The sequence below is a fragment of the Burkholderia sp. 9777_1386 genome, assembly GCF_015712265.1.
Taxonomy (GTDB): domain Bacteria; phylum Pseudomonadota; class Gammaproteobacteria; order Burkholderiales; family Burkholderiaceae; genus Burkholderia; species Burkholderia cenocepacia.
This window is the reverse complement of the sequence record NZ_JACCQB010000038.1, coordinates 16885-29996: the sequence shown is the minus strand read 5'-3', so window position 1 is coordinate 29996 and position 13112 is coordinate 16885. Positions and strand designations below refer to the sequence as shown.

Sequence of the window (13112 nt, the reverse complement as noted above, 5' to 3'; positions counted from 1 at the left end):
CACATGAAAACGGCGGCCCCGAGGCCGCCGTTTTCGGGCAAATCGCGCGCCGGCGTCAGTGATCGCGCTGCGACGAGCGCGCCGGATTGGCGCGCCCGCGGATGGCCTGGTAGGCCCAGAACACGTAGCCGGACAGCCCGTACAACACGAACAGGCAGAACAGCATCAGCGGCGGATCGGACGACACGAGCACGAACGCGACCACGACGAGCAGGATGGCCGCGAACGGCACACGGTGCCGCACGTCGAGCGCCTTGCCGCTGTAGAACGGCGCGTTCGACACCATCGTCACGCCCGCGTAGATCGTCAGCGCGAACGCGACCCACGGCAGCCAGCCGAGCTTCATCGGCACGCGGTTGTCGGTCGCGAGCCACACGAAGCCCGCGATCAGCGCGGCGGCGGCCGGGCTCGGCAGCCCCTGGAAGAAGCGCTTGTCGACCACGCCGATGTTCGTGTTGAAGCGCGCGAGGCGCAGCGCGGCGCCCGAGCAATAGACGAACGCGGCGAGCCAGCCCCAGCGGCCCAGATCCTTCAGTACCCACTCGTACATCACGAGCGCGGGCGCGACGCCGAACGACACCATGTCCGACAGGCTGTCGAACTGCTCGCCGAACGCGCTCTGCGTATGGGTCATGCGCGCGACGCGCCCGTCCATCCCGTCGAGCACCATCGCGACGAAAATCGCGATCGCGGCGATCTCGAAGCGCACGTTCATCGCCTGCACGACCGCGAAGAAGCCGCAGAACAGCGCGGCGGTCGTGAATGCGTTCGGCAGCAGATAGATGCCGCGCGTCTTTAGGAACCGCTGGCGCGCGGCGCGGCGGCTTTCGAGCGGCGCCGGATCGGGCGCCATCACCTTGTTGCGGCGGAACGGGCGTGGCGTCTGGCCGGAGCCGTTGCGCGGCCGACGCGGTTTGAATGCGGCCATCGTGCGCCCCGCCGCTTACTGCTCGAGCTCGGCGAGGATCGTCGACGACGCGTAGACCTTCTCGCCGATCGACACCTTCGCGCGGCTGCCGAGCGGCAGGTACACGTCGACGCGCGAACCGAAGCGGATGAAACCGTAGCGCTGGCCGCGCGACAGCGGCTCGCCGGCGCGCACGTAGCAGAGGATCCGGCGCGCGATCAGGCCGGCGATCTGCACCGAGGTGACGGTCTTGCCGCTCGCCGTCTGGATCACGACCGCATTGCGCTCGTTCTCGGTCGACGCCTTGTCGATCGCCGCATTCAGGAACGCGCCCGGGAAGTACTCGACCTTGCTGATCGCGCCATCGACCGGCGAGCGCTGCGAATGGACATTGAAGACATTCATGAACACGCTGATCTTCAGCGCTTCGCGGTTCGCGTACGGATCCTGCGCGGTCTCGACCGCGACGATGCGGCCGTCCGCCGGGCACAGCACCGCGTTCGGCTGCGCCGGGATCGGGCGCTGCGGGTCACGGAAGAACTGGACGACGAAGACGAGCAGCAGCCAGAACGGCCACGCGAAGCCGAAGCCCCCGACGGCATGGATCAACAGCGCGATGACGGCTGCAATCGCGATGAACGGCCAGCCTTCGCGCGCGATGATCGGATGAGGATAGTTCATGGATTCGTTCTGTGTTCGGTGAATTGCAAAGCCCGTAGCATAACAAAAGCCGCCCGGGGCACTGCTGCCTTCGGACGGCTTTTTGATGCCGGCCCTTCGCTCGAAGGGCCGGAACAGCACGGGATGCTCAGTTCTTCGTCTGGTCGACGAGCTTGTTCTTCGCGATCCACGGCATCATCGCACGCAGCTTCGCACCGACCTGCTCGATCTGGTGCTCGGCCGTCAGGCGGCGGCGCGACTGCAGCGTCGGGGCGCCTGCCTTGTTCTCGAGAATGAAGCTCTTCGCGTACTCGCCCGTCTGGATGTCGGTCAGGCACTGCTTCATCGCCTTCTTCGTCTCTTCCGTGACGATGCGCGGGCCCGTCACGTACTCGCCGTACTCGGCGTTGTTCGAGATCGAGTAGTTCATGTTCGCGATGCCGCCTTCGTAGATCAGGTCGACGATCAGCTTCAGTTCGTGCAGGCACTCGAAGTACGCCATTTCCGGCGCGTAGCCGGCTTCGACCAGCGTCTCGAAACCTGCCTTGATCAGTTCGACCGTGCCGCCGCACAGCACGGCCTGCTCGCCGAACAGGTCGGTTTCGGTTTCTTCACGGAAGTTCGTCTCGATGATGCCGGCACGGCCGCCGCCGTTCGCTGCCGCGTACGACAGCGCGATGTCGCGCGCCGCGCCCGACTTGTTCTGCGCAACCGCGATCAGGTGCGGCACGCCGCCACCTTGCGAGTACGTGCCGCGCACGGTGTGGCCCGGTGCCTTCGGCGCGATCATGATCACGTCGAGGTCGGCGCGCGGGATCACCGCGCCGTAGTGGACGTTGAAGCCGTGCGCGAACGCGAGCGCCGCGCCCTGCTTGATGTTCGCGTGGACTTCCTTCGCGTACACGTCGGCGATCTGCTCGTCCGGCAGCAGCATCATGACGACGTCCGCGCCCTTCACCGCTTCCGCGACTTCCTTGACCGACAGGCCGGCGTTCTCGGCCTTGCTCCACGACGCGCCGCCCTTGCGCAGGCCGACCGTCACGTTCACGCCGCTGTCCTTCAGGTTCAGCGCGTGTGCATGGCCTTGCGAGCCGTAGCCGATGATCGTGACTTGCTTGCCCTTGATGAGGGAGAGGTCAGCGTCTTTGTCGTAGAAAACGTTCATGATGGTTCCTTCGCTAATTCAAAAAATTCAATAATTCGTTCGGATGGAGTACTGCGGGCCGGGACATGACGGCGCACCCGGCGTGCCTCTTTGGCTATGTCGGCATCACACCTTCAGGATGCGCTCGCCGCGTCCGATGCCGGAGCTGCCGGTGCGCACGGTCTCGAGGATCGCGCCCGCGTCCAGCCCCTGGATGAATGCGTCGAGCTTGTCGCTCGCGCCCGTCAATTCGATCGTGTAGGTCTTCTCGGTCACGTCGATGATGCGGCCGCGGAAAATGTCCGACATCCGCTTCATTTCTTCGCGCTCCTTGCCCACTGCACGTACCTTGATCAGCATCAGCTCGCGTTCGATGTGTGCACCGTCGGTCAGGTCCACCACTTTCACCACCTCGATAAGGCGGTTCAGATGCTTCGTGATCTGTTCGATCACGTCGTCGGAGCCAATGGAAACGATGGTGAGCCGCGACAGCGATTGATCTTCGGTCGGCGCCACCGTCAAGGTTTCGATGTTGTAGCCGCGTGCGGAAAACAGGCCGACCACGCGCGACAGCGCGCCCGGTTCGTTCTCCAGCAGGACGGAAATGATGTGTCTCATGTTCGCTTCTTCCAGAATGTGTCCGTGTCGATTCACTCGCGCCGCGCGCCGCCGCGTGCCGCACCGCCCTTCGTGAAGGCGGCCGCATCGGGCCGGGCGCGCGTCGCGCCGTTACAGATCTTCCGATCCGAGCAGCATCTCGGTGATGCCCTTGCCGGCCTGTACCATCGGCCAGACGTTTTCGGTCGGATCGGTCTGGAAGTCGAGAAACACGGTGCGGTCCTTCAGGCGCAGCGCTTCCTTCAGCGCCGGCTCCACATCCGAAGTCTTTTCGATCCGCATGCCGACATGGCCGTACGCTTCGGCGAGCTTCACGAAATCCGGCAGCGCATCCATGTACGAATGCGAATAGCGCTTGCTGTATTCGATCTGCTGCCACTGGCGGACCATGCCGAGGTAGCGGTTGTTCAGCGAAATGATCTTCACGGGCGTGTCGTACTGCAGGCAGGTCGACAGTTCCTGGATGCACATCTGGATCGAGCCTTCGCCCGTGATGCACAGCACGTCGTCGTCCGGATGGGCCATCTTGACGCCCATCGCCGCCGGCAGGCCGAAGCCCATCGTGCCGAGGCCGCCGGAGTTGATCCAGCGACGCGGCTTGTTGAAACGGTAGAACTGCGCGGCCCACATCTGGTGCTGGCCGACGTCCGAGCACACGAACGCATTGCCGTCCGTCAGCTCCCACGCCTTCTCGACCACGTACTGCGGCTTGATGATCTCGCTTTCGCGGTCGTACTTCAGGCAGTCCTTCGCGCGCCAGCCTTCGATGTCCTTCCACCATTGCGCGAGCGCTTCGGTGTCGGGGCCATGCTCGGCCGTCTGCAGCTGCTCGATCAGCTCCTTCAGCACTTCCTTCACGTCGCCGACGATCGGGATGTCGACCTTCACGCGCTTCGAGATCGACGACGGGTCGATGTCGATGTGAATGATCTTGCGCGGGCGCGACGCGAAGTGCGCCGGGTCGCCGATCACGCGGTCGTCGAAGCGGGCGCCGATCGCGATCAGCACGTCGCAGTGCTGCATCGCCATGTTCGCTTCGTAGGTGCCGTGCATGCCGAGCATGCCGAGGAATTTCTTGTCCGACGCGCGATAGCCGCCGAGGCCCATCAGCGTGTTCGTGACCGGGTAGCCGAGCAGGTCCGCGAACTGGTTCAGTTCACGCGACGCGTCGGCGAGGATGATGCCGCCCCCCGTGTAGATGTACGGACGCTTCGCCGTCAGCAGCAGCGACACGGCCTTGCGGATCTGACCCGAATGGCCCTTCGTGACGGGGTTGTACGAACGCAGCGACACGCTCTTGATCGGCTCGTACTGGCACGGCGTCTTCGAGATGTCCTTCGGGATGTCGATCAGCACCGGGCCCGGACGGCCGGTGCGGGCGATATAGAACGCCTTCTTGACGGTTTCCGCGAGGTCGCGCACGTCCTTCACGAGGAAGTTGTGCTTCACGCACGGACGCGTGATGCCGACGGTGTCGCATTCCTGGAACGCATCCTGACCGATCGCGGCCGTCGGCACTTGGCCGCTGATCACGACCATCGGGATCGAATCCATGTAGGCCGTTGCGATGCCGGTCACCGCATTGGTGACACCGGGGCCCGACGTCACGAGGCAGACGCCGACGTTGCCGGTGGAGCGCGCATACGCATCGGCTGCGTGCACGGCCGCCTGTTCATGGCGCACCAGCACGTGCTGAATCTTGTCCTGCTTGTACAGCTCGTCGTAGATGTAGAGAACCGAGCCGCCGGGGTAGCCCCAGATGAATTCGACGTTTTCGTCGGCCAGTGCCTTCATGAGCACGGTGCCGCCGATGGAGTCGCTATCGGGAGGGGAAAGGGGTTCCGACGTGGAGAATTCCGCGCTGGGCATGTTCATTTTGACCTTTCGAATTTTCGGCAAAAAATTGATCGGGTGCTCTCTGCCGGGCTTGTGGCTCGGGTTCAAGCGGCGCGTCCAGTTTGAAGGGCGGGCTTCTTGGGCCAGCCTCAAATGAGACCATCACTTCATGTTGCGAATCGCTGACGATAGCGGGTCGTGATGGGGCCGTCAAGCAAAATATCCCGCAGCGCATCATGGGCGCCGCCCGGCGCCCCGCCGGCGCGGCTCGCGCGCAACTGCGGCGCCCGACCCGGTGCCAAGCCGCGCGAAAATTTGATAGCATCCGCGGGTTTTACGAAATTTTTCGACCTTTTACACCACGCAGCGGGCCGCAGCGCATACCTTCACGGAATGGCATCAGACAAGGAACTCGCCGACTTTCTGGCGGGCGTCGAAAGGCGCGCGTTCAAGCAGGCTGCGTACGCCGTGCGTGACGACGATGCATCGCTCGACATCGTGCAGGACGCGATGATCAAGCTCGCGGAGAAGTACGGCGACCGGCCGTCGGCCGAGCTGCCGCTGCTGTTTCAGCGGATCCTGCAGAACGCGATCCACGACTGGTTCCGCCGGCAGAAGGTCCGCAATACGTGGGTGACGCTCTTCTCGTCGCTGAACAACACCGACGACGACGACTTCGACCCGCTCGAAACGCTCGAATCCGCGGATGACAACGCGGGCGTCGAAAGCAGCGAGCACCGCCTCGAAAGAGAGCAGGTTCTGGCCCTGATCGACGAAGAAATCCAGAAGCTTCCGACGCGTCAACGGGAAGCGTTCCTGATGCGTTATTGGGAAGATATGGATGTCGCCGAGACTGCCGCCGCAATGGGGTGCTCCGAGGGCAGCGTGAAGACGCACTGCTCGCGAGCCACTCACACCCTGGCGCAAGCGCTCAAGGCCAAAGGAATCACGCTATGAGCTCCGCAAACCGAGAACACGAATTCGCGCTGAAGGTGCGCCGCGCGCTGGACGAGCGCGCGGCCGCCCTGCCTGCCGCGACCACCGATCGGCTGGCCGTCGCCCGCCGGGCCGCGCTCGCGCGCAAGAAGCCCGAAGCCGCGACCGCGCCGGTGTTCGTGCCGGCCTTCGCCGGCGCGGCCGGTGCCTACGGCCCGACGCCCGCGAATCGCCGGCCGACGTCGTTCGCGCGCCGCCTGCTGCGCGCGTGGCCGCTCGCATTGCTGCTCGCGGGGCTCGTCGGCATCGCGTACTGGGAAGACATGCAGCGCACCGCCGAACTCGCCGACATCGACGCGGCGATGCTCAGCGACGACCTGCCGCTCAACGCGTATCTCGACCACGGGTTCAACGCGTATCTTTCACGCGCTCACTAACAGACAATAACGAGGGGATCGTACGGGTGAGTCAGAAGCGCGGCCTGGCCGTATTTTTCGGATGCGTGATCGCGATCGCCGTTTCCTACGTCGCCACGTATCCCCGATTCCACCCGGCCCCCGCGACGACGCCCGTCGCGACCGCCAACCCTGCCGCGCCGGCATCGGCCGCGGCCGGACTCACCACCGAACTGCCCCCGCTGCCCCTGCCCTTGCCGCTGCCGGCCGCCGCCGGCCCGCTGGCGTGGGCGCGCCTCACGCCGGCGCAGCACGCGGCCCTCGCGCCGTTCGCCGACCAGTGGGACGGCTTCAGCGATGCTCGCAAGCGAAAATGGCTGAAGATCGCATCGCGTTTCGCGAAGTTGTCGCCGGATGACCAGAAGCGCCTGCAGGAGCGCATGGCCGAGTGGGCGAAGATGACGCCCGAGCAGCGCCGCGTCGCGCGCGAGAACTACCAGAGCGCGAAGGAGCTGTCCGCGCAGGCGCGCGAGCGCGCATGGAAGGCCTACCAGCAACTCCCCGAGGAGCAGAAGGAACGGCTTGCCGCCGCCGAGCGCCGCCGCAAGCCGAGCGTCGTCAGCGCGCCGCCGACCGTCGCGGACCGCGACGTCCGCCGCCTCGTCAACTCGCACGAACACCCGGCGAGCGGCGCGGCCGCCGCTCCGGCGCCCGCGTCGACCGGCGCCGCCGCGCAGCCGGTGCCCGCGTCGTCGACGTCCGGCACCGCATCGGCCCCGGCCGCCGTGGCGCCGGTGTCGCCCGCCGACGCGCCTTCGCTGTTCAAGGGCTCCTGAGCGGCCGTGGCGAACGCCCGCGCTTCCGAGACCCCGGCCGCCGCGCCGTCCGTGCGGCGGCGCCTCGCCGCGCTGCTCTACGAAGGCGTGCTGCTGTTCGGCGTCGTGTTCTTCGCGGGGCTCGCGTTCAGCCTCGCGACGCAGCAACGCAACGGCCTCGTTCATCACAACCTGCTTGCCGCGTGGATCGCGCTCGTCGTCGGCGCGTATTTCGTCTGGTTCTGGACACACGGCGGCCAGACGCTGCCGATGAAAACCTGGCGGCTGCGGCTCGAATCGGCGAACGGCCGGCCGTTGAGCGCCGGCCACGCGCTCGTCCGCTACGTGCTCGGCTGGCTGTGGTTCCTGCCGCCGCTCGCGCTGCATCCGCTCCTGGGCCTGTCGGTACCCGTCACGCTTGCGCTCGCCGCCGCATGGGTCGTCGCGTGGGCCGGCGCCGCCCGGTTGCACGCCGGACGCCAGTTCCCGCACGACCGGATCGCCCGCACGCGCGTCGTCGCGATACCACGCTGACGCGTCGCCGCATTCACCAGACGAAAGCCCCTCGCCCGGCGCCCTCATCGAGCCGCGGAGCCTGGCCTGACACGCCCCGAGCGTTCAGTGCGACAGGTTACGCAACGCCCGTTCATTCACTGCTAAACACCCTTCGACGGTCGTAATAAGAACGTCTCGTGACTGTCACGGCACAGTCACGCCCGCATGGCGGAATGCCGGTAATGTCAACCGGCGCGAGTCATGCATGGGCCAGAAAACGTCCGCGACCTCACTGTTTCGTCACCCCATCGGCGCCCGCGCCGCCACTGCGTTCCTGTCCGGCTCGGGGGCAACCGACGGCGTGGTGTCGCACAAGCCGCCCGTTGCGCACACCACCCAGCACGAGGACCCGGAGCCGTCCGCCCACCGCTACCGCACCATCTGGCTGTCCGACATCCACCTCGGCTCGAGCGGCTGTCAGGCGCCCTACCTGCTGGATTTCCTGCGTCACAACGATTCGGAATACCTGTACCTCGTCGGCGACATCATCGACGGCTGGCAGCTGAAGAAAGGCTGGTACTGGCCGCAGGCGCACAACGACGTCGTGCAGAAGATCCTGCGCAAGGCGCGCAAGGGCACGCAGGTCGTCTACATCCCCGGCAACCACGACGAAGGCGCGCGGCAGTTCTGCGATCTCGCGTTCGGCGACATCCAGGTGCGCAGCGAGGCATTTCACACGACGCTCGCAGGCAAACGTTTGTGGATCGTGCACGGCGACCTGTTCGACGGCGTGATCCAGCACGCGAAATGGCTCGCGTACCTCGGTGACACGCTCTACACGCTGATCCTCGTGCTGAACCGCTGGTTCAACCGGATCCGCAGCCGGCTCGGCTTCCAGTACTGGTCGCTGTCGCAGTACCTGAAGCACCAGGTCAAGAACGCGGTCAATTTCATCTCGCAGTTCGAGACCGTGATGACCGACGAGGCGCGCCGCCGCGGCTGCGACGGCGTCGTGTGCGGCCACATCCACAAGGCCGAGATCCGCGACATCGACGGCGTGCTGTACTGCAACGACGGCGACTGGGTCGAAAGCCTGTCCGCGCTCGTCGAAACGATGGAAGGCGAACTGAAGATCGTCTACTGGACGGTGATGCGCACCGCACCGTCGGAGACCACGTCGCGCAAGGCCAAGGCCGCTGCCTGACACAACCCTACTTACAGGACATGCCGCGATGAAGATCATGATCGTCACCGACGCGTGGGAACCGCAGGTCAACGGCGTCGTGCGTACGCTGAAGAGCACGTCTCGCGAACTCACGGCGCTCGGCCACCGCGTCGAGCTGCTGACGCCGCTGGAATTCCGCACGGTGCCCTGCCCGACCTACCCCGAGATCCGCCTGTCGATCCTGCCGTACCGCAAGCTGCGCGCACGGATCGATGCGTTCGCACCCGACGCGCTGCACATCGCGACCGAAGGCCCGCTCGGCCTCGCCGCACGGCGCTATGCGCGCGCCCGCAAGCTGCCGTACACGACCGCGTATCACACCCGCTTTCCGGAATACGTGCAGGCGCGCTTCGGCATCCCGCTCGCGGCGACCTACCGCTTCCTGCACTGGTTCCACGGCCCGTCGCTCGCGGTGATGGCGCCGACCCCGGTCGTCAAGCAGGACCTCGAGAAGTTCGGCTTCACGAACGTCGTGCTGTGGACCCGCGGCGTCGACCTCGACATCTTCCGGCCGATGGAATCGAAGGTGCTCAACACCGCGCGGCCGATCTTCCTGTACGTGGGCCGCGTCGCGATCGAGAAGAACGTCGAGGCGTTCCTGCGCCTCGACCTGCCCGGCTCGAAGTGGGTCGCGGGCGAAGGCCCCGCGCTCGCGGAACTGAAGTCGCGCTACCCGGAGGCGAACTATCTCGGCGTGCTGTCACAGGCTGAGCTCGCGAAGGTGTATGCTGCGGCCGACGTGTTCGTATTCCCGAGTCGCACCGACACGTTCGGCCTCGTGCTGCTCGAAGCCCTCGCCTGCGGCACGCCGGTGGCCGCGTATCCCGTCACGGGTCCGATCGACGTGCTCGGCGAAGGCAATGCCGGCGCGATGCACGAGGATCTGCAGGAAGCCTGCCTCGAGGCGCTGAAGATCGAACGCACGACTGCGCGCGCGTGGGCCGAACGCTTCTCGTGGCGCGCGGCATCCGAGCAGTTCGCGTCGCATCTGAAGCCGCTGCCGAAGACCGCGTACTCGCCAGCCGAAGGTGCCGCCGTTTGAAACGAGACCTGAACGACAAGATCCCGCCCCCCGCCGCGACGCCGCGGCACCGCCCGTTCGACGAGGAAGAGCCGCACGCCGACGCGGACGTGCACGCGCACGAACCGCTCGGCCCCGACGACCGGCTCGCGCCGCTGCCGCCGAACCCGTACAAGCGCCACCGCGGCATCACCCGCGCGTGGTTCGCCCTCAAGCATTCGCTGAACGGGTTTCGCGTCGCGATCCGCGAGGAAAGCGCGTTTCGCCAGGAGCTCACGCTCGCCGCGCTGATGCTGCCGATCGGCGCATTCGCGCCGGTGCCGGCCGCGTCGCGCGCGCTGCTGATCGGCTCGGTGCTGCTGGTGCTGATCGTCGAGCTGCTGAACTCGAGCGTCGAAGCCGCGATCGACCGCATCTCGCTCGAACGTCACGAACTGTCGAAACGCGCGAAGGACCTCGGCAGCGCGGCCGTGACGGTCGCGCTGTTCGCGTGCGTGACGACCTGGGGCTTCGTGCTCGGGCCGGTCGTCGCACGCTGGCTCGGCTTCTAGGCAACCGCCCGGCGCCATTCCCGCTGCCCGCGTGCGGCGCTGCACCATGCGCCGCGCGGGGCCGCGATCACGAAATGCCCCGATGTGGCGAAACCCCGGTTTATAATCGTCCGCTAGACATAGAACAGCAACCCGCGCCGGACGAATCACGCAGCATCGATTGCAGCGCCCGCCAGTCCGGCACACACAGGGCCGGACGACATGGAAGCGAAACCTCCCCGCCGCACCCGCGAACGGATTCTCGAGTTGTCGTTGAAACTCTTCAACGAGATCGGCGAGCCGAACGTCACCACCACGACGATCGCCGAGGAAATGGAAATCAGTCCAGGCAACCTGTACTACCATTTCCGCAACAAGGACGACATCATCAACAGCATCTTCGCGCAGTTCGAGCAGCAGATCGAACGGCGGCTGCGCTTCCCCGAAGATCACCGTCCGACGATCGACGAAACCTGGTCGTACCTGCAGTACATGGCCGATTTCATGTGGACCTACCGGTTCCTGTATCGCGACCTCAACGACCTGCTCGCACGCAACCGCACGCTCGAGACACACTTCAAGCAGATCATCAGCCACAAGGTGCGCTTCGCACACGACATGTGCGAGCTGCTCGTCTCCGATGCCGAAATGGTCGCGACGCCCGCCGAGATCGAAGTCATCGCCACCAACATGGCCGTGATCTCGACGTACTGGCTGTCGTATCAGTACGTGATGCATCCGCGCAAATACAACGACCAGGACGCGATCCGCGAAGAGCTGCACCAGGTGAGCATGCACGTGATCTCGATCATGGCCCCGTACCTGCGCGGCCGTTCGCGCCAGCTGTTCGACGACCTCGTCTCCGGCAAGCTGCCCAAGCGCCAGTTCACCGACTACCTGCCGCCGCGCGACGGTTCGCCGCGCCCGGCCGGCAGCCCCGTCTCCGGTGGGCAGGCCCCCGCCAAGGACGCGAAGCAATGAAGGCAGTCTGCGTTTACTGCGGTTCGTCGTCCGGCGTGCGGCCGGTCTATGCCGATGCCGCGCGCGCGTTCGGCCGCGCGCTCGTCGACGCGGGCCTCACGCTCGTGTACGGCGGCGGCCGCGTCGGCCTGATGGGCGTGATCGCCGACGAAGTGATGGCGGCCGGCGGCCGTGCGGTCGGCGTGATCCCCGAGCTGCTCGTCGACAAGGAAGTCGGCCATACGGGGCTGTCGGAACTGCACGTCGTGCCCGACATGCACCATCGCAAGAAAATGATGGCCGACCTCTCCGACGCGTTCGTCGCGATGCCCGGCGGCGCCGGCACGCTCGAGGAGCTCTTCGAGGTCTACACGTGGGCGCAGCTCGGCTATCACCGCAAGCCCGTCGCGCTCTACAACATCGATTCGTTCTACGATCCGCTGATCGCGCTGCTGCGCCATACGGTCGACGAAGGCTTCATGCGGCCGGCCTATTTCGACGCGCTGTGCGTCGAATCCGAACCCGTCGCGCTGATCGAGCGGCTGCGCCGCTACCAGCCGCCCGCCCGCGACAAGTGGGCGCCCGACGCAGCGAAGTGACCCTCACCGGAACCCGCACGCGATGACCGCATCGTCCGACCGCAAGGCCGTCCTCATCACCGGCGCGAGCCGCGGCATCGGCCGCGCGACCGCCGTGCTCGCGGCCGAACGCGGCTGGGACGTCGGCATCAACTACGCGCGCGACGCGGCGGCGGCCGAACTGACCGCGCAGGCCGTGCGCGACGCGGGCGGCCGCGCGTGCATCGTCGCGGGCGATGTCGCGAACGAGGCGGACGTCGTCGCGATGTTCGATACCGTTGCGGCCGCGTTCGGACGCCTCGACGCGCTCGTCAACAACGCAGGCATCGTCGCGCCGTCGATGCCGCTCGCCGACATGCCGGTCGACCGGTTGCGGCGGATGTTCGATACCAACGTGCTCGGCGCCTACCTGTGCGCGCGCGAAGCCGCGCGCCGGCTGTCGACCGACCGCGGCGGCCGCGGCGGCGCGATCGTCAACGTGTCGTCGATCGCATCGCGGCTCGGCTCGCCGAACGAGTACGTCGACTACGCGGGCTCGAAAGGCGCGGTCGATTCGCTGACGATCGGCCTCGCCAAGGAACTCGGCCCGCACGGCGTGCGCGTCAACGCGGTACGCCCCGGCCTGATCGAGACCGACATTCATGCAAGCGGCGGCCAGCCGGGCCGTGCGGCCCGCCTCGGCGCGCAAACGCCGCTCGGCCGCGCGGGCGAAGCGCAGGAAGTCGCCGAGGCGATCGTCTGGCTGCTCGGCGATACGGCCTCCTACACGACGGGCGCCCTGCTCGACGTCGGCGGCGGCCGCTGAGCTGACGCGCCGCGCCGCGCAACAATACGGCGGTCGACAACGCCGCGTGGTCACGCCGCCACAAATCTCCACAATTCCGTGACAGTTTCAGTAAACATCCGTAACAATTCCGTGCTCTACTAGCGGTCATTCAGACAGGTGTCTTAAACATCCTGTCCGTTAGCCGGATGTAATCCCCTTATCGGTC

General features: G+C 66.3%; 15 protein-coding genes. 10 read left to right on the top strand and 5 right to left on the bottom strand.

Annotated elements, in window-relative coordinates; translation table 11 throughout:
* Nucleotides 1-55 precede the first annotated feature (55 nt).
* The 5 genes from pssA to H0X91_RS24515 all read right to left on the bottom strand — a co-directional run bounded on the left by pssA (nucleotide 56) and on the right by H0X91_RS24515 (nucleotide 5204).
* Nucleotides 56-928 (bottom strand): CDP-diacylglycerol--serine O-phosphatidyltransferase, encoded by an 873-nt coding sequence (pssA, locus tag H0X91_RS24535; RefSeq protein ID WP_006491034.1) that lies wholly within the window; start codon nucleotides 926-928, stop codon nucleotides 56-58.
* Between the two features lie 15 nt (nucleotides 929-943).
* The gene (locus H0X91_RS24530) at nucleotides 944-1588 is read right to left on the bottom strand and encodes a phosphatidylserine decarboxylase (RefSeq protein WP_006491035.1); all 645 of its coding nucleotides are present in this window, start codon (nucleotides 1586-1588) and stop codon (nucleotides 944-946) included.
* A gap of 127 nt (nucleotides 1589-1715) precedes the next feature.
* Nucleotides 1716-2732, bottom strand: a complete 1017-nt coding sequence (gene ilvC, locus H0X91_RS24525; RefSeq protein ID WP_006491032.1) for a ketol-acid reductoisomerase — start codon at nucleotides 2730-2732, stop codon at nucleotides 1716-1718.
* 105 nt (nucleotides 2733-2837) lie between these two features.
* Nucleotides 2838-3329 (bottom strand): acetolactate synthase small subunit, encoded by a 492-nt coding sequence (ilvN, locus tag H0X91_RS24520; RefSeq protein ID WP_006398781.1) that lies wholly within the window; start codon nucleotides 3327-3329, stop codon nucleotides 2838-2840.
* A 111-nt stretch (nucleotides 3330-3440) separates the two neighbouring features.
* Nucleotides 3441-5204, bottom strand: a complete 1764-nt coding sequence (locus H0X91_RS24515) for an acetolactate synthase 3 catalytic subunit (protein WP_012492736.1) — start codon at nucleotides 5202-5204, stop codon at nucleotides 3441-3443.
* 354 nt (nucleotides 5205-5558) lie between these two features.
* Here H0X91_RS24515 and H0X91_RS24510 point away from each other — a divergent pair, with 354 nt between their 5' ends.
* From H0X91_RS24510 to H0X91_RS24465, 10 genes are all read left to right on the top strand, one after another.
* On the top strand, nucleotides 5559-6122 hold the full coding sequence (locus tag H0X91_RS24510; protein ID WP_006491033.1) for an RNA polymerase sigma factor: 564 nt from the start codon (nucleotides 5559-5561) through the stop codon (nucleotides 6120-6122).
* On the top strand, nucleotides 6119-6538 hold the full coding sequence (locus H0X91_RS24505) for a DUF3619 family protein (RefSeq protein WP_006497015.1): 420 nt from the start codon (nucleotides 6119-6121) through the stop codon (nucleotides 6536-6538). The genes H0X91_RS24510 and H0X91_RS24505 overlap by 4 nt, the downstream gene beginning before the upstream one ends.
* A 26-nt stretch (nucleotides 6539-6564) precedes the next feature.
* Complete coding sequence (locus tag H0X91_RS24500) at nucleotides 6565-7332, top strand: DUF3106 domain-containing protein (protein ID WP_020979871.1); 768 nt, start codon at nucleotides 6565-6567, stop codon at nucleotides 7330-7332.
* 6 nt (nucleotides 7333-7338) lie between these two features.
* The gene (locus tag H0X91_RS24495; protein ID WP_006488204.1) at nucleotides 7339-7845 is read left to right on the top strand and encodes an RDD family protein; all 507 of its coding nucleotides are present in this window, start codon (nucleotides 7339-7341) and stop codon (nucleotides 7843-7845) included.
* A 226-nt stretch (nucleotides 7846-8071) separates the two neighbouring features.
* Nucleotides 8072-9010 (top strand): UDP-2,3-diacylglucosamine diphosphatase, encoded by a 939-nt coding sequence (locus H0X91_RS24490; RefSeq protein ID WP_080331294.1) that lies wholly within the window; start codon nucleotides 8072-8074, stop codon nucleotides 9008-9010.
* 28 nt (nucleotides 9011-9038) lie between these two features.
* Nucleotides 9039-10073 (top strand): glycosyltransferase family 4 protein, encoded by a 1035-nt coding sequence (locus H0X91_RS24485; RefSeq protein ID WP_006488194.1) that lies wholly within the window; start codon nucleotides 9039-9041, stop codon nucleotides 10071-10073.
* Nucleotides 10070-10603, top strand: a complete 534-nt coding sequence (locus H0X91_RS24480) for a diacylglycerol kinase (RefSeq protein WP_006488206.1) — start codon at nucleotides 10070-10072, stop codon at nucleotides 10601-10603. The genes H0X91_RS24485 and H0X91_RS24480 overlap by 4 nt, the downstream gene beginning before the upstream one ends.
* A gap of 201 nt (nucleotides 10604-10804) precedes the next feature.
* On the top strand, nucleotides 10805-11563 hold the full coding sequence (locus H0X91_RS24475) for a TetR/AcrR family transcriptional regulator (protein ID WP_006488215.1): 759 nt from the start codon (nucleotides 10805-10807) through the stop codon (nucleotides 11561-11563).
* On the top strand, nucleotides 11560-12141 hold the full coding sequence (locus H0X91_RS24470; protein WP_006497020.1) for a TIGR00730 family Rossman fold protein: 582 nt from the start codon (nucleotides 11560-11562) through the stop codon (nucleotides 12139-12141). Before H0X91_RS24475 ends, H0X91_RS24470 begins: the two co-directional genes overlap by 4 nt.
* Nucleotides 12142-12163: 22 nt before the next feature.
* A complete protein-coding gene (locus tag H0X91_RS24465; RefSeq protein WP_006488202.1) occupies nucleotides 12164-12925 on the top strand; it encodes an SDR family oxidoreductase in 762 nt (253 codons plus the stop codon).
* Nucleotides 12926-13112 lie beyond the last annotated feature (187 nt).